The following is an 18,371-nucleotide window of genomic DNA, read 5'->3' as shown; positions in this document are numbered from 1 at the left end:
ATCGTAAAATCAGTCGCGCAGGCGACGCACCATAAGATAGATGGCGCTCTCCTGATGAATGGCGTGCAACATATTGAGCATCGCCTGGCTCCACTCTTTTTGCTGCGGGGTTTGTGACGCCCGCGCCTTATCAAACGCGTTCGCCAGCATCGACACGTGGTTGCTGTCGATGACAATCTCGCCGTACTTCGGCACGCCTTCCATCTTGCGCCGCGCCGTACTGTCCGCTTCAAGCGTAGCAATCCACGCCAGATATTCATCCCACGGGCAGGTCAGCGCGGCTTCGAGGCAGTCGATGACCCCGAGGTGGTGGCCAATCGCCAGGCTGTAATAGACAACCTGCTGCGCCTCGGAAGGCGTGGCATCGTTCTCATCAATAAATTTACGGCTCAGTTGACTGAACACCACCTGTTCGCTCATCGAATACGTGCCTCTTCTACTACGTGGTTAAGCTGCGTGACGATTTCCGTCAGACGCGGATCGTTTTCTGTGGCCAGCCACTGCTGAACCTGAGTGTCACCCTGGCCCAGATGCAGCATATAGTCGTCGGCAATCTGGCGACCATAGCGGTAGCCCGCCAGACGGCGCGCGGCGCGGTCAACCTGCACGCGCAGCGGCTGGACCATATCCGGATGCAGAATTTCAGCCGGCTGCGCGTCCAGTTCACTTGGCGCACGCGCGTGGATTTTCTGTTCCAGCAGACCCAGCGCCATGGCAAAGCCGTAGAGCGTTGCCGCAGGCGTTGGCGGGCAGCCAGGAATGTAAACGTCTACCGGAACGATTTTATCGGTGCCGCCCCAGACGCAGTACAGGTCGTGGAAGATACCGCCGCTGTTGCCGCAGGCGCCGTAGGAGATACAGATTTTCGGGTCCGGCGCGGACTGCCAGGCGCGCAGCGCCGGCGAACGCATGGCGCGGGTCACCGCACCGGTAAACAGCAGAATGTCGGCATGACGCGGTGACGGCACCACTTTAATACCAAAACGTTCGGCGTCGAACAGCGGTGAAAGCGTGGCAAAGATTTCGATTTCGCAGCCGTTACAGCCGCCGCAGTCCACGCGGTACACGTAGGCGGAACGCTTGATGTTTTTCAGCAGCGACGCTTTCATGCTGGCGATAGATTCTTCTACCGTCATCGGCACCGGCATGCCGTTGTCGTCGCGTGGCCCTATTAAGTTGCTCATCAGATGGCCTCTTTCATGTGGCGAGTCAGGTCAATACGGTCGGAAGGCACCAAACATTTCTGACGCTTACATTCCGGGCAGGTCTCAAAGCTTTCGCGGTGGTTTTCCGCGCGGCTGTCGCCGTTGTGCTTGAGCAGCGCAATGGCGTAATCAATCTCTTTTTGCACCGCAAACGGACGGTTGCAGACGCGGCAGTTGCAGATATCAAAACGGGACTGCTGCAAGAAATCTTCTTTCTTCCACACCGCCAGTTCGTACTCCTGCGACAGCTTGATCGCCGCCGTCGGGCACACTTCTTCGCAGCGGCCGCAGAAGATGCAGCGGCCGAGGTTGAACTGCCACGCCAGCTGATTGCTGACGCGGTCGGTTTCCACCGTCAGGGCGTTCGATGGGCAGGCGTTCACGCACGCCGCGCAGCCGATACACTGCTGCGGATTGTGTTCCGGCTTGCCGCGGAAGTTTTTATCAACCGGCATCGGTTCCAGCGGATAGGACGATGTCGTAGTGCCGGTTTTGATGACTTTTTTGATAAAGGTAAACATGACGATTCCTTATTTCAGCGGCGAGTTCTTACGCTCGATGCTGTAGCGCTCAAGCTCTTTGTACGGCACGACCTTGCTCTTCTTCTTACGCACGTCGACCACGGTCATACGGTCGGTACAGGAGTAGCAAGGGTCGAGGCTACCGATAATCAGCGGCGCATCGGAAACGGTGTTGCCGCGCAGCATGTAGCGCAGAGTTGGCCAGTTGGCGTAGGTCGCCGCGCGGCAGCGCCAGCGGTACAGCTTCTGGTTGTCGCCGGTCATGCTCCAGTGAATATCATCGCCACGAGGCGCTTCTGAGAAGCCCAGCGCGAAACGGTTTGGAATGTAGGTGAACCCTTCCACTGCCAGCGGACCGCCAGGCAGGTTATCGAGGCCGTAATCAATCATGTTCAGCGCGGTGAACACTTCGTTGATACGCACTTTCAGGCGGGAGATAACGTCACAACCCTGCTCGCTGTGTACTTCCATCGGCAGCAGACCGTAGCCCACAAACGGGTGATCGGCACGGGTATCACGGGCGTGGCCGCTGGCGCGAACCATCGGACCGACGTTACTGAAGTCACGGGCGATTTCCGGATCCAGGCGGCCGATACCGACGGTGCGCTGTTCCATGTTCGGGGTGCTCAGCAGAATATCCACCAGATCCTGTACGTCGCGACGCATCTGCTGCGCCAGCTGACGGGTCTGGATCATGTCGTCTTTCAGGAAGTCACGACGGATACCGCCAATCAGGTTCAGGCCGTAGGTTTTACGCGCGCCGGTAAGGATTTCCGCCATTTTCATGGAGGCTTCACGGACGCGGAAGAACTGCATAAAGCCGGAGTCAAAGCCGGTGAAGTGGCACGCCAGGCCGAGGTTCAGCAGGTGCGAGTGCAGACGCTCAACTTCCAGCAGAATGGCGCGGATCATCTGCGCACGTTCCGGCACCACGATGCCCATCGCGTTCTCGACGGAGGTGGTGTAGGCGGTGCTGTGGGCAAAGCCGCAGATGCCGCACACGCGGTCGGACAGGAAGGTGACTTCGTTGTAACCCATGCGGGTTTCCGCCAGTTTTTCCATGCCACGGTGGACATAGAACAGACGGTAATCGGCGTCGATAATGTTCTCGCCGTCAACGAACAGACGGAAGTGGCCCGGTTCATCGGAGGTGACGTGCAGTGGGCCAATGGGCACCACGTTGTTTTTCTTGCTGCCCAGTTCGTTGATGAACTCGTAAGTTTCGGCATCGGTAGTTGGCGCCGGGCGCTGACGGTAGTCCATGCTGTCTTTACGCAGCGGGTACAGCTCGTCCGGCCAATCATCCGGCAGCACCAGACGACGTTCGTCAGGCAGGCCCACCGGGCGCAGGCCGTACATGTCGCGAACTTCGCGCTCGCCCCAGACTGCCGCCGGAACGCGTGGCGTGACGGACGGGTATTCGAGGGTGTTAGGGTCGACTTCGACGCGCACGGTAATCCAGCACTTGGTGCCTTTTTCCATCGACAGCACGTAGTAGACCGCATAGTGTCCGTTCAGTTTACGTTCGTCGTTGCCGAACAGCACCGACAGCCAGCCGCCCTGCTGGTAGTAAAGAAACTCGACGACTTCCGGCAGGTAGTTCACCTTCACGGTAATCGTTAACTGGTCTTTGGTCTGCCAGGCTTCGTCCAGCACCACGCCCGGGAAGGACTGGTGCAGCGCAGCGAGGTAGTGTTGACCCACTTTTTCTTCAGACATGCTCAAAACTCTCTTATCACGCCACCAGCAAGGAGACGAAGGCTAAAAAGGCTAAACCGAACCCGGTCCAGGTAATGCGACCAGTAATATCCAGACGCAGACGCGCCATGCTGTTTTCGAACAGCGCGATAATCAGCACGCCAACCACCAGTTTGACGATGGCGACAATCACGGCCATCACCAGGCCACCGACGCTAAAGCTGGTCATCTGTCCCCACGGGATAAAGACGCCAACGAACATCTGCAGCACCACCAGCTGTTTCAGGCTGATGCCCCACTTCAGCACGCCGAAGCCGCTGCCGCTGTATTCAGACAGTGGGCCTTCCTGCAGCTCCTGCTCCGCTTCCGCTAAGTCGAACGGCAGTTTGCCCATTTCGATAAAGGTGGCGAAGGCGCAGGCACAAAAGGCCAGCGCCAGCGGAATGCTGCGGCTGACCGGCCAGTGGTACAGGGTGTTGGTGATATTGCTGATATGGGTAGAGCCCGCGACCAGCGCAGCGACCCACAGGCCCAGCAGCAGAATCGGCTCCACCAGCACGCCGAGCATCGCTTCACGGCTTGCGCCGATGGCGGTGAACGGGCTACCGGTGTCGAGACCGGCAATGGCGAAGAAGAAGCGCGCGACGGCAAACAGGTAGATAAGGGTAATCAAGTCGCCCAGACCCGGCATCGGAGAAGCAACGGTCACCACCGGCAGCGCGGTCGCAATCGTCAGCATCACACCGACCATCACAAACGGCGTCAGGCGGAAGACCCAGCCGGAGGCATCCGGGCCAATGCTCTGACGGCCCAGCAGTTTGATGATGTCGCGATACTCCTGCATCACGCCCGGCCCGCGACGGTTATGCAACCGTGCGCGCAGCACGCGGGTGATACCAGACAGCAGCGGCGCGACGGCGAACAGCACCAGCGCCTGCAGTACAGCAAATAGGAACGTCATGTTCAGGCTCCTCGAGAGATGACAATCACGACCAGCACCGCCAGTTCAACCAGCGCCAGACGTTGCAGCAGCAGCGGCGCCGCCGCGTTCTGCCAGCCCGGAACCAGAGAGACCGGGTTCAGCCACTTACGTAGTTTCAACACCGGGGCAAAGGCCTGTTTCACCGGCATCGCAAAACCGTGTGCGGTGATCACCATGGATGCTTCGTGGTCGTAACCACAGACCCACGCCGCGCCGCGAGAACGGCTTGGCAGGCGGTTGCCTTTGAGCAGCGCCAGAATGATGAACGGCAGCAGCGGGCAGGCAATCAGCAGCAGGGTAATCATCGGCTGGGAGACCACGGTGTGCGCGGTAGCCATCGGCAGCGGCACAGCAGCGCTCAGCATGGGCAGCAGCCACGGCGCGGCAACGCCGCCAACGATACACAGCAGCGCCATCACCACGGTGCTGATCGCCATCAGCAGCGGTGCGCAGCAGGCGTTTTCCGCCTCTTTAGTACGTGGCGCGCCGAGGAAGGTGACGCCGTAGACTTTCGCCATACACATCACCGCCAGTGCGCCGGTGATCGCCAGGCCAACGGCCAGCAATGGCCCCAGCAGACGCCCCATAAACGCCCCGCTGGTGCTCAGCTTGAAGAAGGACTGGTAGATAACCCATTCGCCAGCAAAGCCGTTCAGCGGCGGCAGCGCGGCCATCGACATCAGGCCAACCAGCATCGCCAGGGAGATCATCGGCATACGTTTACCGATCCCGCCCAGCTTCTCGATGTCACGGTGACCGGTACGGAACCAGACCGAGCCCGCGCCAAGGAACAGCGTGGTTTTGAACAGGCTATGGTTGAGCAGATGGTAGAGACCACCGGTCAGACCCAGCGCCACCATCACCGGCTGCTGCAGTGCCAGGCCGGTCACGCCGACGCCTAAACCGAGCAGGATGATGCCGATATTTTCCAGCGTGTGGTACGCCAGCAGACGCTGAATATTGTGCTCCATCAGCGCGTACAGACCGCCGACAAATGCGGTGATCATGCCCAGCACCAGCAGCGCAATGCCCCACCACAGCGGCTGAACGTCACCCAGCAGCGACACGGTGAGAATGCCGAGCAGACCCACTTTCATTACCACGGTAGAGAACAGCGCAGCGGCCGGTGCGCTCGCGTTGGCGTGCGCCTGCGGCACCCAACCGTGCAGCGGGATAATCCCTGCCAGCAGGCCGAAGCCCAGCACGCACAGCACCCAGATGTCAGAACCGATTGGCAGCATCTGCGCACGTTCGTTCAGCAGCACCAGATCCAGCGTGCCGTAGCGCTGCCACAGCAGCAGGCAGGCAATCGCCAGCAGAATAGTGCCCAGACGGCCCAGCGCAAACCACAGCTTGCCGGAGGAGGCGCAGCCGGTGAGGAACGCGCCACACAGCGCCATGATTTCCGCCATCACCACCAGTGAACCGAAGCTGCTCGCTACGATCGCGCAGACGGCAGCCGCCAGCAGGATGTTGATCAGCAGACCGTTGCTTTTGGTGTTCGGATGGCGATGCCAGTCAATGTTGTAGAGGCTGACAAACAGGCCGCACAGGCCGAGCGCAATCAGCCATACCGCGTTCAGCGGGGAGACCAGCACGGTGTAGTGGGCCAGCGACAGGCTGCCCATCACCGGGAAACCGTGTACCAGCACCTGAACACCCGTCAGGCCCGCGCACAGGCTGCCCAGCGCGCCGCCGATACCGGCAACGAAACCGCTCAGGGATTTATTAAACGACAGCACAAAGGACAGCACGGCGGCAACGGCAAACCAGGCCACTGCGCTATTAATCAACGTCATGACGCTCATTTCGCCTCTCCTTGTTGCGCCTGGAACAGCGTCAAATCGCCTAAGTCGGTATGGAAGGTCAGCTCACGTTTGCGTTTGCTGACGCGAGCGATGTCCATGTTGTTCACCAGATGCAGCGCTTTGGTAGGGCAGGTACGCACGCAGGCCGGGCCTTCTTCGTCGAAGTGGCACAGGTCGCATTTCACCGCGATAGCACGGATACCAGGCACCCAGTCCAGCAGCGTACTGACGCGAGCCGGAGCCGGCGGCGCAGGCAGCGCTTTCGGCGAGTTGGCGTTGGCCGGGATATCCAGCGGACGGCTGCCGGAAAATTCAATCGCCCCAAACGGGCAAGCAATGCCGCACAGTTTGCAGCTAACGCACAGGCTTTCGTTCAGCTGTACGGCGCCATCGACGCGGGTAATCGCATTTACCGGGCAAACCCCGGCGCACGGCGCGTCTTCACAGTGGTGACACATCTGTGGCGCGGATTCTTTTTCATTGAGCATTACTCTAAGCCGCGGCATAGATTGCAGGCCGTGGTGGCGATGCGTTTCCGCACAGGCCGCTTCACAGGTACGGCAACCGATACAAACGGTAGAGTCAGCAATTACAAAACGATTCACCAGGTCTTCCTCAGGTGACAGTCATTTTTGACGAAATCATGCAGAGCAGGTGTCATTTCGACACCCGTCGACACACCGATAATTAGGCGCGAGAAGCCTGTTGAGGCTCTTGTACCAGCTGGCCGAAACTGACCGGGCTGTCGCTTTCAAGCGCCGCATACAGGGTGTCGTATACCGGCGAAATTTTTTCCAGGTAGTGTTCCAGCACCTGCTCGCGGTCGCGGATATTGACGGTGCCGTCAATAAAGCCGGTCATGCTCAGTTCAGCGCTGCCCACGCACTGTTTATTCAGGCCGTCGCGGGTTTCTACAACGTACTCAACGGTGTGGCTGTTAAAGCCGCTGGCCAGGCTCACGGAAACCACAAAGTGTTCGAACAGCACGAAGCTCAGCTCTTTCTCTGGCGCGCAGTTCATGGCGTGATGCAGACGCGCTTTGGACAACGTAATCCCTTGAACCAGAGAGTTGCAGTAGACACGCCATTGATCCTGATGGCGGCGGTGACGATCGGCGATATAGTCGGCCTTCTCGCTAATTTCCCAAATAGTCATGTCGGTTACCCGGTTAATAGAAACAAGCCTCCTAAGCACTTTTCATGCCATGTTTTTAATTTACTGATTTTATTGTCATTTAATGAAATGACACTGCCAGAGTGACATGTCATTTCGTCAGTACGACATCGTCATCGACAGTCTTTACGCCCCGTATTTCATCTCTGGCATTGTTATTGCATTACTCCTGCGAGTGATGTACCAGGAGGCGTTATGCACGAAATCACGCTCTGCCAGCGAGCGCTGGAAATTGTCGAACAACAGGCGATACAAAACGGCGCGAAGCGCGTCACCGGCGTCTGGATGAAGGTCGGCGCTTTTTCTTGTGTAGAGACGAGCGCAATGACCTTTTGTTTTGATCTGGTGTGCCGCGGCACGCTGGCTGAAGGCTGTACACTGCACGTCGAGGAACAGGAGGCGGAATGCTGGTGTGAATCCTGCCAGCAGTATGTTCAGCTCGTGTCAGTACACGTGCGCCGTTGTCCGCAGTGCCATAGCGACAATCTGCGCATCGTCGCCGACGACGGTTTACAGATTCAGCGAATTGAAATTGATCAGGAGTAAAGTATGTGTACCACCTGTGGTTGTGCCGATGGCAACCTCTATATAGAGGGCGATGAACGTAACCCGCACTCGCTGTTCCGCAGCGCGCCCTTCGCCCCGGCAGGCCGTCCGGCAATGTCCATTACCGGCGTCAGAACCCGAGAATTTGAACCGCAGGCCACGGACAACGGCGACCTGCACTACGGCCACGGCGAAGCGGGCACCCACGCGCCGGGCATGAGCCAGCGTCGGATGCTGGAAGTCGAAATCGACGTGCTGGATAAAAACAACCAGATTGCCGCCCGCAACCGCGCGCGCTTTGCCGCCCGCGAACTGCTGGTGCTGAATCTGGTCTCCAGCCCTGGCTCCGGTAAAACCACCCTGCTCACCGAAACCCTGATGCGTCTGAAAGACCGCGTCTCCTGCGCCGTTATCGAAGGCGATCAGCAGACGGTGAACGACGCCGCGCGTATCCGCGCCACCGGCACCCCGGCGATTCAGGTCAACACCGGTAAGGGCTGCCACCTTGATGCGCAGATGATTGCCGACGCCGCCCCGCGCCTGCCGCTTGAGAGCAACGGGATTCTGTTTATTGAGAACGTCGGCAACCTGGTCTGCCCGGCGAGCTTTGATCTGGGCGAACGCCACAAAGTCGCCGTGCTGTCGGTCACCGAAGGTGAAGACAAGCCGCTCAAGTACCCGCATATGTTTGCCGCCGCGTCGGTCATGCTGCTCAACAAAGTTGACCTGCTGCCGTACCTCAACTTCGACGTTGAGAAGTGCCTCGCCTGCGCGCGCGAAGTGAACCCGAATATTGAAATCATCCTGCTCTCCGCCACCAGCGGCGAAGGCATGGATAGCTGGCTGAACTGGCTGGAGACGCAGCGATGTGCATAGGCATTCCGGGACAAATTTCTGCCATTGATGGCGTACAGGCGAAGGTGGATGTGTGCGGGATTAAGCGCGACGTCGACCTGACGCTGGTCGGCGCGGTGGACGAAAACGGTCAGTCGCGCATCGGCCAGTGGGTGCTGGTGCACGTGGGTTTTGCCATGAGCATCATCAACGAAGAAGAAGCGCGCGATACCCTCGCGGCGCTGGAAAACATGTTTGAAGTCGAGCCCGACGTTGGCGCGCTGCTTTTTGGCGAGGAACGGTAATGCGTTTTGTTGATGAGTACCGCGCGCCCGAGCAGGTGATGCAGCTGATTGCCCACCTGAAAAGCCGGGCGCAGCATCTGGCCTATACCGCTGAACGCCCCCTGCGCATCATGGAAGTGTGCGGCGGCCACACGCACGCGATTTTCAAATTCGGTCTCGACCAGCTGCTGCCAGAGAACATCGAATTTATCCACGGGCCGGGCTGCCCGGTGTGCGTACTGCCGATGGGGCGCATCGACACCTGTATTGAAATCGCCAGCCACAAAGAGGTGATTTTCTGTACCTTCGGCGACGCCATGCGCGTGCCGGGGAAAAACGGCTCGCTGATGCAGGCGAAATCACGCGGTGCGGATATCCGCATCGTCTATTCGCCGATGGACGCCCTTAAGCTGGCGCAGCAGAACCCGGACCGTAAAGTGGTGTTCTTCGGCTTAGGCTTTGAAACCACCATGCCGACCACCGCCATCACGCTGCAACAGGCGAAGGCGCTGAAGGTCAGCAACTTCTTCTTTTTCTGCCAGCACATTACGCTGATTCCAACCCTGCGCAGTCTGCTCGACCAGCCGGACAACGGTATCGACGCGTTTCTGGCACCGGGCCACGTCAGCATGGTCATTGGCACCCACGCCTACGGCTTTATCGCCAGCGACTATCAGCGTCCGCTGGTGGTGGCAGGTTTTGAGCCGGTTGACCTGCTACAAGGCGTGAACATGCTGGTGGAGCAGAAAATTGCCGCCGCGCCTTGCGTCGAAAACCAGTACCGCCGCGTGGTGCCGGACGATGGCAACCTGCTTGCGCAAAACGCCATTGCCGAGGTGTTTGCGGTCAAAGGCGACAGCGAATGGCGCGGCCTGGGGTTAATCAACGACTCCGGCGTCCAGTTGACGCCGGACTATCAAGCGTTCGATGCGGAAGCGCACTTCAAACCGCAGCCGCAGCGCGTCTGTGACGATCCGCGCGCCCGCTGCGGCGACGTGCTGACCGGTCGCTGCAAACCGCATCAGTGCCCGCTGTTTGGCGCCACCTGCAACCCACAAAGCGCATTTGGCGCGCTGATGGTGTCGTCCGAAGGCGCCTGCGCCGCCTGGTATCAATATCGCAGTCAGGAGGCAGAAGCATGAAAAGTATTCAGTTAGCGCACGGGAGCGGCGGGCTGGCGATGCAGCAGCTGATCGACAGCCTGTTTATGAAAGCCTTCGCCAACCCCTGGCTGGCAGAGCAGGAAGATCAGGCGCGTCTGTCGCTGGCCTCACTGACCGCCCACGGCGACCGCCTCGCCTTCTCCACCGACAGCTACGTGATTGACCCGCTGTTCTTCCCCGGCGGCAATATCGGCAAGCTGGCGATCTGCGGCACCGCCAACGATGTGGCGGTGAGCGGCGCGGTGCCACGCTACCTCTCCTGCGGCTTTATTATTGAAGAAGGGCTGCCGATGGAGACGCTGGAGGCGGTGGTCAACAGCATGGCGGAGACGGCCAAAGCGGCGGATATCGCCATCGTCACCGGCGACACCAAGGTCGTGGGTCGTGGCGCGGCGGATAAGCTGTTTATCAATACCGCCGGAATGGGTGCTATCCCGTCCGATATTCACTGGGGCGCGGCAACGCTCACCCCGGGGGATCTGCTGATGGTCAGCGGCACGCTCGGCGACCACGGCGCGACCATCCTCAATCTGCGCGAACAGCTCGGCCTTGACGGCGAACTGCAAAGCGACTGCGCGGTGCTGACGCCGCTTATCCAGAGCCTGCGCCCGATTGCTGGCGTGAAGGCGCTGCGTGATGCCACCCGCGGCGGCGTCAACGCGGTGGCCCATGAGTTTGCCGCCACCAGCGGCCACGGCGTTGAAATTCATGAACAACATATTCCGCTGAAAGACGCGGTGCGCGGCGTGTGCGAATTATTAGGGCTTGACGCGCTTAACTTCGCAAATGAAGGTAAACTGGTGATCGGCGTGACCCGCGAGGCAGCCGATGAGGTGCTCGCCGCACTGCGCGCCCATCCGCTGGGGCGTGATGCCGCTATCATTGGCGAAGTCACGGAACGCCGTGGGGTTCGCGTTGCCGGGCTGTACGGCGTGAAACGCACGCTGGATCTTCCTCACGCCGAACCGCTGCCACGAATCTGTTAACAGGCCGCTCAAGGTCTGAAATTTATTATTATTATTAGAGCTTATCCCCGTCAGTATGATGACGGGATAGGCTTTTGGCGATCGCACCCACCGCGGTGCATTTATGGGCAAGCTACATGTCGTATACACCGATGGGCGATCTCGGCCAGCAAGGGCTGTTTGATATCACCCGGACTCTTCTCCAACAACCCGATCTGGCCGCACTCAGCGAAACGCTGGCGCTGCTGGCGAAACAATCTGCGCTAGCGGACAGCGCGGCGATCATCCTGCTGCAGCCGGGAAACCACCGCGCGGGCTACCACACCACGCGCGAAGCCGGTAAGCCAATCGCCTATGAAGACGATAACGCGCTGGCGAACGGCCCGGTCAGACGACTGCTGTCGCGCCCCGATGCCCTGCACTGCAGCTACAGCGAGTTTCACGAAGCCTGGCCGCAACTGGCCCACAGCGGGCTCTACTCGCCGTTCGGCCACTACTGTCTGCTGCCGCTGGCGGCGGAAGGACGCATTTTCGGCGGCTGCGAGTTTATCCGCCAGAACGACCAGCCGTGGACTGAAAAAGAGTACCAGCGCCTGCACACCTTTACCCAGATTGTCGCCGTCGTCACCGAGCAGATCCAAAGCCGGGTGACTAACAACGTCGACTACGATCTGCTGTGCCGCGAACGCGATAACTTCCGCATTCTGGTGGCGATTACTAACGCCGTGCTGTCACGCCTCGACATGGACGATCTGGTCGGTGCGGTCGCCAAAGAGATCCACTACTACTTCAATATCGACGCCATCAGCGTGGTGCTGCGCGGCAACCGCAAAGGCAAGCTGAACATCTACTCGACGCACTATATTGACGTCAACGATCCGGTACACGATCAGAGCGAAGTGAACGAGTCCGGCACGCTGACCGAGCGGGTGTTCAAGAGCAAGGAGATGCTCAAGCTCAACCTCAACGAGCAGGACAAACTGGCCCCGTACGAGCGCCAGCTGTTTGAAATGTGGGACGATAAAATTCAGACGCTGTGCCTGCTGCCGCTGATGTCGGGCGACAAGATGCTCGGCGTGCTCAAGCTCGCCCAGTGCGATGAAAAAGTGTTCTGCGCCGCCAACCTGAAGCTGCTCAAGCAGATTGCCGAGCGCGTCTCTATTGCCGTCGATAACGCCCTTGCCTATCAGGAAATACACCGTCTGAAAGAGCGTCTGGTGGACGAGAACCTCGCCCTGACCGAACAGCTGAACAACGTTGACGGCGAATTTGGCGAAATAATCGGCCGCAGCGAAGCAATGTTCAACGTGCTCAAGCAGGTTGAGATGGTGGCGCCAAGCGACAGCACCGTGCTGATCCTCGGCGAAACCGGCACCGGTAAAGAGCTGATTGCCCGCGCCATCCACAACCTGAGCGGACGTAACAGCCGCCGGATGGTGAAGATGAACTGCGCGGCAATGCCGGCTGGCCTGCTGGAAAGCGATCTCTTCGGCCACGAGCGCGGCGCGTTTACCGGTGCCAGCGCCCAGCGTATTGGTCGCTTCGAGCTGGCGGATAAAAGCTCCATGTTCCTCGATGAAGTGGGCGATATGCCGCTGGAGTTACAGCCGAAACTGCTGCGCGTGTTGCAGGAGCAGGAGTTCGAACGCCTGGGCAGCAATAAGCTGATCCAGACCGACGTGCGCCTGATCGCCGCCACCAACCGCGATCTCAAGCAGATGGTGCTGGATCGCGAATTCCGTAGCGATCTTTATTACCGCCTGAACGTTTTCCCGATCCACCTGCCGCCGCTGCGCGAGCGCCCGGAAGATATTCCGCTGCTGGTCAAAGCCTTCACCTTTAAAATCGCCCGCCGTCTGGGGCGCAACATCGACAGCATTCCGGCGGAAACGCTGCGGACCTTAAGCCAGATGGAGTGGCCGGGTAACGTGCGCGAGCTGGAAAACGTGATTGAGCGTGCGGTGCTGCTGACCCGCGGCAGCGTGCTGCAGCTTTCTTTGCCGGAGCTGGCCTTTGCCCACGAAGCGCCGCCGGAGCCGATGCCGATGGCGGAAGCGCCGAAAGAGGGCGAGGACGAATATCAGCTGATTGTTCGGGTGCTGAGAGAGACCAACGGCGTAGTGGCCGGGGCGAAAGGCGCAGCGCAGCGTCTTGGGCTTAAGCGCACGACATTGCTCTCAAGAATGAAACGCCTGGGTATTGATAAAGATACGTTAATGTAAAAACAGTGGCTATACTGACCTCTGATTCAATAACGAGTGAATGGAGGCAGTATCGTATGGCAGTTTCAGCACGTAACCAATTAACAGGTACCATCAGCGCAGTCTCTACCGGCGCGGTCAACGACGAAATCGAACTGACCCTGCCGGGCGGCGCAAAGCTGGTGGCTATCGTCACTCACAGCAGTAAAGAAGCGCTGGGCCTGGTCAATGGTAAGGAAGCCATTGCGCTGATTAAAGCCCCGTGGGTCACGCTGGCAACCGAAGACTGTGGTCTGAAATTCTCCGCCCGCAACCAGTTTGCCGGTGAAGTAACTCAGGTTACCGAAGGCGCGGTGAACGCTACCGTACACATCAAAACCGATGCTGGCTTTGAGATTGTTGCCGTGGTCACCAACGAAAGCCAGAGCGAGATGAAGCTGGCGAAAGGCAGCCGCGCGATTGCGCTGATCAAAGCGTCCGCGATTCTGATCGCCACCCGCGCGTAAGTTTTCCCCGGCGTCGCGTTGCTCGGGCGGGCTACATTCATTTCGTAGCCCGCCCGAGCAACGCGACGCCGGGAATAGCACCCACCTCACACCTTCTCGTTTCTCTATTTATGAAACATCGTTTTGTGAATTCATTCCCGTTCTCACCCTGTCATGGATGTTAAATAAGCGTTTTCCCCGTGGAGACGTCTATGATTCGCTTACCTCTGTCCGCCGCTCTTGCCCTGGCATTTTCCGTACAGACGGCTGTTGCCGCCCTGCCCGTTTTTTCCGTCTGGCCCGATGGCGAAGCGCCCGGCGCTAAAAATAGCCCGGTGCACTACGCGCTGGTTGAACGCAGCAAAGACCCGAGTCTGCCGGACCGTGCCGTTACCGGCATCCGCGCCCCGGAAATCACCGTCTATGCCCCTGCGCATCCGAACGGCGTCGCGCTGCTGGTTACCCCCGGCGGCTCTTATCAGCGGGTGGTGCTGGATAAAGAAGGCAGCGATTTAGCCGCGCCGTTTAACGCCAAAGGCTACACCCTGTTCGTGATGACCTACCGTATGCCTGCCGATGGTCATGCCGAAGGGGCCAATGCGCCATTGGCTGACGCCCAGCGGGCGCTACGCACGCTACGCGCTAACGCCACGAAGTGGCATATTGATCCGCAAAAAATCGGCGTGATGGGCTTCTCGGCGGGTGGGCACGTGGCCGCAAGCCTGGAGACGCGCTACGATGAAACGGTATATTCCCCACTTGATGCCGTCGATAAACAGCGCGCGCGCCCTGACTTCGTGGTGCTCGGCTACCCGGTTATCTCGATGGATAAAACCATTGCCCATCCCGGCTCGCGCACGGCGCTGATTGGCGATACGCCAACGGCCGAGCAGATTAAGCACTACTCTCCCGAGCGGAACGTCACCGCGCAAACACCGCCGACTTTCCTGATGCACGCGGTGGATGACCCGTCGGTACCGGTCGATAACTCGCTGGTGATGTTCAACGCCCTGCGCGCGCACAACGTGCCGACCGAGCTGCATCTGTTCGCCGAAGGGAAGCATGGCTTTGGTATCCGTGGCGCCAAAGGCCTGCCCGCCGCTGCATGGCCAGAGCTGGCGATGAACTGGATTGCTTCGCTGCCTTAAATTCCCCCGGCGTCGCTGCGCTCGCCCCGTAGCCCGGCCGAGCAACGCGACGCCGGGTATTGCACCCAGACAAAATTGAGATCGCATTTTTCCTTTTTGATCACAATAATCCAGTAAATCACCTCATTCTCTTCTGTCTCCCCGCCCCGCATTTGCCTAACGTAGATCCCATAACAAACGTCAGGTTAATCTCCCGAGGAGCCCGCAAAATGACTAATCGTATTCAGCGCCTGAAAGACGCTCTTTTCGCCAACCCGCGCGAAATCTCCCTTGAACGCGCCGTCCTCTATACCGAAAGCCATCGCCAGACCGACGGCGAGCCGGTGATGATTCGCCGCGCCAAAGCCACCGCCCATATTCTCGATAACGTCGCCATCAGCATTCGTGACGATGAACTGATTGCCGGGAACCGCACCATCAAACCACGCGCCGGGATTATGTCGCCGGAGATGGACCCGTACTGGCTGTTAAAAGAGCTGGACCAGTTCCCGACTCGCCCACAGGACCGTTTCAACATTAGCGATGACGATAAGCGCCTGTACCGCGACGAGCTGTTCCCATACTGGGAAAAGCGCTCGATGAAGGACTTCATCAACGCCCAGATGACCGATGAAGTGAAAGCTGCCGTCAGCACGCAGATTTTCAGCGTCAACCAGACCGACAAAGGCCAGGGCCATATCATCATCGACTACCCACGCCTGCTGAATAACGGCCTGGACGCGCTGGTCACTGAGATGCACGCCCACTTACGCGAACAGCCGGATAACGTCTTTTATCAGGCGGTGCTGATTCTGCTGGAAGCCTCCCAGCGCCATATCCTGCGCTACGCCGCGCTGGCCGACGAGATGGCAAGCGGCTGCCATGATCCGCAGCGTCGTCAGGAGCTGGAGACCATCGCCCGCATCTCGCGCCATAACGCCGCGCACAAGCCGGAAAACTTCTGGCAGGCCAGCCAGCTGTTCTGGTACATGAACATCATTTTGCAGTATGAGTCGAACGCCAGCTCCATCTCGCTCGGCCGCTTTGACCAGTACATGCTGCCGTTCTGGCAGGCATCGCTGAACCACGGCGACGACCCGGCGTTTATGCAGGAACTGCTCGAGTCGCTGTGGGTGAAGTGCAACGATATCGTGCTGCTGCGTTCCACCAGCAGCGCCCGCTACTTCGCGGGCTTCCCGACCGGCTACACCGCCCTGCTCGGCGGCCTGACCGAGAACGGCCGCAGCGCGGTGAACATCCTCTCCTTTACCTGTCTGGATGCCTACCAGAACGTACGTCTGCCGCAGCCGAACCTCGGCGTGCGGGTCAACGAACTGATTGACCGTCCGTTCCTGCGCAAAACCGCCGAAACCGTGCGCCTCGGCACCGGGATTCCGCAGATCTTCAACGATGAAGTGGTGGTGCCCGCATTCCTCAACCGCGGCGTGTCGCTGGAAGATGCGCGCGATTATGCGGTGGTCGGCTGCGTCGAACTGTCGATTCCAGGGCGTACCTACGGGCTGCACGATATCGCCATGTTCAACCTGCTGAAGGTGATGGAAATCGTCATGCTTGAGCACGAAGGCGACCCGCAGCTCACCTACGACGGCCTGCTGGCGAGCATTCGCGACAAGATTCGTCACTACATCAAGCTGATGGTCGAAGGCAGCAATATCTGCGATATCGGCCACCGCGACTGGGCGCCGGTGCCGCTGCTCTCCTCGTTTGTTGAAGACTGCATCGCCAACGGCAAAGACATTACCGACGGCGGCGCTCGCTACAACTTCTCCGGCGTACAGGGCATCGGCATCGCCAACCTGAGCGATTCACTGCATGCGCTGAAAGGAATGGTGTTCGACCAGCAGCGCATGAGCTTCGATGAACTGCTGGCGGTGCTGAAGGCCAACTTCGCCACGCCGGAGGGCGAAAAGGTTCGCGCGCGGCTGATTAACCGCTTTGAGAAGTACGGTAACGATATCGACGATGTGGATAACATCAGCGCCGATCTGCTGCGTTTTTACTGCAAAGAGGTGGAAACCTACCGTAACCCGCGCGGCGGCCAGTTTACGCCGGGTTCCTATACTGTTTCTGCGCACGTACCGCTGGGGTCGGTGGTCGGCGCGACGCCGGACGGGCGTTTTGCCGGTGAACAGCTGGCGGACGGCGGGCTGTCGCCAATGGTCGGACAGGACGGTCAGGGGCCGACGGCGGTGCTGAAATCGGTGAGCAAGCTGGATAACTACCTGCTCTCTAACGGCACGCTGCTGAACGTCAAGTTCACCCCGGCGACGCTGGAGGGGGAAAGCGGCCTCAACAAGCTGGCGGATTTCCTGCACGCCTTTACCAAGCTCAAGCTTCAGCATATTCAGTTCAACGTGGTGAACGCCGAGACCCTGCGCGAAGCCCAGCAGCGCCCGCAGGATTTTGCCGGGTTGGTGGTACGCGTCGCAGGCTACAGCGCCTTCTTTGTCGAGCTGTCGAAGGAGATTCAGGATGACATTATCCGCCGCACCGCGCATCAGCTGTGAGGTGATTGAGACGCGCGCCGACACGGCGCGCATTTTCAATATCCAGCGCTATTCATTGAACGACGGTCAGGGCATCCGCACGGTGGTGTTCTTTAAAGGCTGCCCGCATACCTGCCCGTGGTGCGCCAACCCGGAGTCGATGTCACCGAAAATCGAAACCGTCCGCCGGGAGAGCAAGTGCCTGCACTGCGCCACCTGTTTGCAGGATGCCGAGGAGTGTCCGTCCGGGGCGTGGGAACATATTGGCCGCGACGTGACGCTGGAATCCCTCGAGCGGGAAGTGCTCAAAGACGACGTCTTCTTCCGCGCGTCGGGCGGCGGCGTAACGCTTTCCGGTGGCGAAGTGCTGATGCAGGCCGAGTTTGCCACCCGCTTTTTGCAGCGCCTCAAGCAGTGGGGCATTCGCACCGCCATTGAAACTGCGGGCGATACCTCCCCTCGCCGCCTGCTGCCGCTGGCACAAGCGTGCGATGAGGTACTGTTTGATCTGAAAATCATGGACTGCGCGCAGGCGCGTCAAGTGCTCAGCATGAACCAGCCGCGGGTGCTGGAGAACTTTCGCCTGCTGGTGGCGGAGGGCATCAAGGTGATTCCACGGCTGCCGCTGATCCCCGGTTATACCCTCAACCCCGAGAACGTCGCGCAGATTCTGGCGTTCCTGGCGCCGCTGCCGGTTGATGAAGTGCATCTGCTGCCGTTCCATCAGTACGGCGAGCCGAAGTATTCCCTGCTGGATCGCGAGTGGGCGATGGCGGGGATAAAAGCGCCGGAGCCCGAGGAGATTGCGCCGATTCAGGCGATGGTGGAACAAGCGGGGTATCGGGTGGTGATGGGAGGCTAGGCATCCCCCA

The 18,371-nt window shown here is 59.5% G+C and carries 18 protein-coding genes; 10 read left to right on the top strand and 8 right to left on the bottom strand.

The genetic code is table 11. From position 1 onward, the window contains the following. Positions 1 to 9 precede the first annotated feature (9 nt). The 8 genes from V6944_RS15675 to hycA all read right to left on the bottom strand — a co-directional run bounded on the left by V6944_RS15675 (position 10) and on the right by hycA (position 7,369). The gene (locus V6944_RS15675; RefSeq protein ID WP_065357866.1) at positions 10 to 420 is read right to left on the bottom strand and encodes a formate hydrogenlyase maturation HycH family protein; all 411 of its coding nucleotides are present in this window, start codon (positions 418 to 420) and stop codon (positions 10 to 12) included. Then, positions 417 to 1,184 (bottom strand): NADH-quinone oxidoreductase subunit B family protein, encoded by a 768-nt coding sequence (locus V6944_RS15670; protein ID WP_035892565.1) that lies wholly within the window; start codon positions 1,182 to 1,184, stop codon positions 417 to 419. The genes V6944_RS15675 and V6944_RS15670 overlap by 4 nt, the downstream gene beginning before the upstream one ends. Further along, entirely contained in the window at positions 1,184 to 1,726 is a 543-nt protein-coding gene (locus V6944_RS15665) for a formate hydrogenlyase complex iron-sulfur subunit (protein WP_035892566.1), read from the bottom strand. The genes V6944_RS15670 and V6944_RS15665 overlap by 1 nt, the downstream gene beginning before the upstream one ends. A gap of 9 nt (positions 1,727 to 1,735) precedes the next feature. Beyond that, a complete protein-coding gene (gene hycE, locus V6944_RS15660; protein ID WP_185668049.1) occupies positions 1,736 to 3,445 on the bottom strand; it encodes a formate hydrogenlyase subunit HycE in 1,710 nt (569 codons plus the stop codon). A 16-nt stretch (positions 3,446 to 3,461) separates the two neighbouring features. Continuing rightward, entirely contained in the window at positions 3,462 to 4,385 is a 924-nt protein-coding gene (locus V6944_RS15655; RefSeq protein ID WP_333499632.1) for a respiratory chain complex I subunit 1 family protein, read from the bottom strand. Positions 4,386 to 4,387: 2 nt separating this feature from the next. Further along, positions 4,388 to 6,214 carry a formate hydrogenlyase subunit 3 gene (gene hycC / locus V6944_RS15650; RefSeq protein WP_333499631.1) on the bottom strand — a complete coding sequence of 609 codons (1,827 nt, stop codon included), beginning with the start codon at positions 6,212 to 6,214 and terminating at the stop codon, positions 4,388 to 4,390. After that, on the bottom strand, positions 6,211 to 6,819 hold the full coding sequence (locus V6944_RS15645; protein WP_185668046.1) for a 4Fe-4S dicluster domain-containing protein: 609 nt from the start codon (positions 6,817 to 6,819) through the stop codon (positions 6,211 to 6,213). The genes hycC and V6944_RS15645 overlap by 4 nt, the downstream gene beginning before the upstream one ends. 82 nt (positions 6,820 to 6,901) lie before the next feature. Further along, on the bottom strand, positions 6,902 to 7,369 hold the full coding sequence (gene hycA / locus V6944_RS15640; protein ID WP_333499630.1) for a formate hydrogenlyase regulator HycA: 468 nt from the start codon (positions 7,367 to 7,369) through the stop codon (positions 6,902 to 6,904). A gap of 213 nt (positions 7,370 to 7,582) precedes the next feature. On the opposite strand from hycA, the gene hypA reads away from it, so the two are divergent. From hypA to V6944_RS15590, 10 genes are all read left to right on the top strand, one after another. Continuing rightward, positions 7,583 to 7,933: a hydrogenase maturation nickel metallochaperone HypA gene (gene hypA / locus V6944_RS15635; RefSeq protein WP_185668044.1), complete on the top strand. Its 351-nt coding sequence runs from the start codon at positions 7,583 to 7,585 to the stop codon at positions 7,931 to 7,933. A gap of 3 nt (positions 7,934 to 7,936) precedes the next feature. Beyond that, on the top strand, positions 7,937 to 8,809 hold the full coding sequence (hypB, locus tag V6944_RS15630; RefSeq protein ID WP_333499629.1) for a hydrogenase nickel incorporation protein HypB: 873 nt from the start codon (positions 7,937 to 7,939) through the stop codon (positions 8,807 to 8,809). After that, positions 8,800 to 9,072: a HypC/HybG/HupF family hydrogenase formation chaperone gene (locus tag V6944_RS15625; protein WP_035892574.1), complete on the top strand. Its 273-nt coding sequence runs from the start codon at positions 8,800 to 8,802 to the stop codon at positions 9,070 to 9,072. Before hypB ends, V6944_RS15625 begins: the two co-directional genes overlap by 10 nt. Further along, on the top strand, positions 9,072 to 10,193 hold the full coding sequence (gene hypD, locus V6944_RS15620) for a hydrogenase formation protein HypD (protein WP_333499628.1): 1,122 nt from the start codon (positions 9,072 to 9,074) through the stop codon (positions 10,191 to 10,193). The genes V6944_RS15625 and hypD overlap by 1 nt, the downstream gene beginning before the upstream one ends. Then, entirely contained in the window at positions 10,190 to 11,200 is a 1,011-nt protein-coding gene (gene hypE, locus V6944_RS15615; RefSeq protein ID WP_185668041.1) for a hydrogenase expression/formation protein HypE, read from the top strand. The genes hypD and hypE overlap by 4 nt, the downstream gene beginning before the upstream one ends. 116 nt (positions 11,201 to 11,316) lie before the next feature. Continuing rightward, positions 11,317 to 13,401, top strand: coding sequence for a formate hydrogenlyase transcriptional activator FlhA (gene flhA / locus V6944_RS15610; protein ID WP_333499627.1), 2,085 nt, complete (start codon positions 11,317 to 11,319; stop codon positions 13,399 to 13,401). A 56-nt stretch (positions 13,402 to 13,457) separates the two neighbouring features. Further along, the gene (locus tag V6944_RS15605) at positions 13,458 to 13,886 is read left to right on the top strand and encodes a TOBE domain-containing protein (protein ID WP_123650573.1); all 429 of its coding nucleotides are present in this window, start codon (positions 13,458 to 13,460) and stop codon (positions 13,884 to 13,886) included. Positions 13,887 to 14,077: 191 nt separating this feature from the next. Then, positions 14,078 to 15,013, top strand: a complete 936-nt coding sequence (locus tag V6944_RS15600) for an alpha/beta hydrolase (RefSeq protein ID WP_333499626.1) — start codon at positions 14,078 to 14,080, stop codon at positions 15,011 to 15,013. A 209-nt stretch (positions 15,014 to 15,222) separates the two neighbouring features. Further along, positions 15,223 to 17,520: a formate C-acetyltransferase gene (locus V6944_RS15595; RefSeq protein WP_333499625.1), complete on the top strand. Its 2,298-nt coding sequence runs from the start codon at positions 15,223 to 15,225 to the stop codon at positions 17,518 to 17,520. After that, the gene (locus V6944_RS15590) at positions 17,486 to 18,361 is read left to right on the top strand and encodes a [formate-C-acetyltransferase]-activating enzyme (protein ID WP_333499624.1); all 876 of its coding nucleotides are present in this window, start codon (positions 17,486 to 17,488) and stop codon (positions 18,359 to 18,361) included. Before V6944_RS15595 ends, V6944_RS15590 begins: the two co-directional genes overlap by 35 nt. The last annotated feature ends 10 nt before the right edge of the window (positions 18,362 to 18,371 follow it).

The organism is Kluyvera sp. CHPC 1.2972 (assembly GCF_036759925.1).
Taxonomy (GTDB): domain Bacteria; phylum Pseudomonadota; class Gammaproteobacteria; order Enterobacterales; family Enterobacteriaceae; genus Kluyvera.
Note: the sequence above shows the minus strand (reverse complement) of the source record. Positions and strands in the feature narration are given on the sequence as shown.

Bases quoted from the DNA above. Each gene is read 5' to 3' on its own strand.
- V6944_RS15675 (WP_065357866.1), bottom strand. From the start codon at position 420: ATGAGCGAACAGGTGGTGTTCAGTCAACTGAGCCGTAAATTTATTGAT.
- V6944_RS15670 (WP_035892565.1), bottom strand. From the start codon at position 1,184: ATGAGCAACTTAATAGGGCCACGCGACGACAACGGCATGCCGGTGCCG.
- V6944_RS15665 (WP_035892566.1), bottom strand. From the start codon at position 1,726: ATGTTTACCTTTATCAAAAAAGTCATCAAAACCGGCACTACGACATCG.
- hycE (WP_185668049.1), bottom strand. From the start codon at position 3,445: ATGTCTGAAGAAAAAGTGGGTCAACACTACCTCGCTGCGCTGCACCAG.
- V6944_RS15655 (WP_333499632.1), bottom strand. From the start codon at position 4,385: ATGACGTTCCTATTTGCTGTACTGCAGGCGCTGGTGCTGTTCGCCGTC.
- hycC (WP_333499631.1), bottom strand. From the start codon at position 6,214: ATGAGCGTCATGACGTTGATTAATAGCGCAGTGGCCTGGTTTGCCGTT.
- hycA (WP_333499630.1), bottom strand. From the start codon at position 7,369: ATGACTATTTGGGAAATTAGCGAGAAGGCCGACTATATCGCCGATCGT.
- hypA (WP_185668044.1), top strand. From the start codon at position 7,583: ATGCACGAAATCACGCTCTGCCAGCGAGCGCTGGAAATTGTCGAACAA.
- hypB (WP_333499629.1), top strand. From the start codon at position 7,937: ATGTGTACCACCTGTGGTTGTGCCGATGGCAACCTCTATATAGAGGGC.
- V6944_RS15625 (WP_035892574.1), top strand. From the start codon at position 8,800: ATGTGCATAGGCATTCCGGGACAAATTTCTGCCATTGATGGCGTACAG.
- hypD (WP_333499628.1), top strand. From the start codon at position 9,072: ATGCGTTTTGTTGATGAGTACCGCGCGCCCGAGCAGGTGATGCAGCTG.
- hypE (WP_185668041.1), top strand. From the start codon at position 10,190: ATGAAAAGTATTCAGTTAGCGCACGGGAGCGGCGGGCTGGCGATGCAG.
- flhA (WP_333499627.1), top strand. From the start codon at position 11,317: ATGTCGTATACACCGATGGGCGATCTCGGCCAGCAAGGGCTGTTTGAT.
- V6944_RS15605 (WP_123650573.1), top strand. From the start codon at position 13,458: ATGGCAGTTTCAGCACGTAACCAATTAACAGGTACCATCAGCGCAGTC.
- V6944_RS15600 (WP_333499626.1), top strand. From the start codon at position 14,078: ATGATTCGCTTACCTCTGTCCGCCGCTCTTGCCCTGGCATTTTCCGTA.
- V6944_RS15595 (WP_333499625.1), top strand. From the start codon at position 15,223: ATGACTAATCGTATTCAGCGCCTGAAAGACGCTCTTTTCGCCAACCCG.
- V6944_RS15590 (WP_333499624.1), top strand. From the start codon at position 17,486: ATGACATTATCCGCCGCACCGCGCATCAGCTGTGAGGTGATTGAGACG.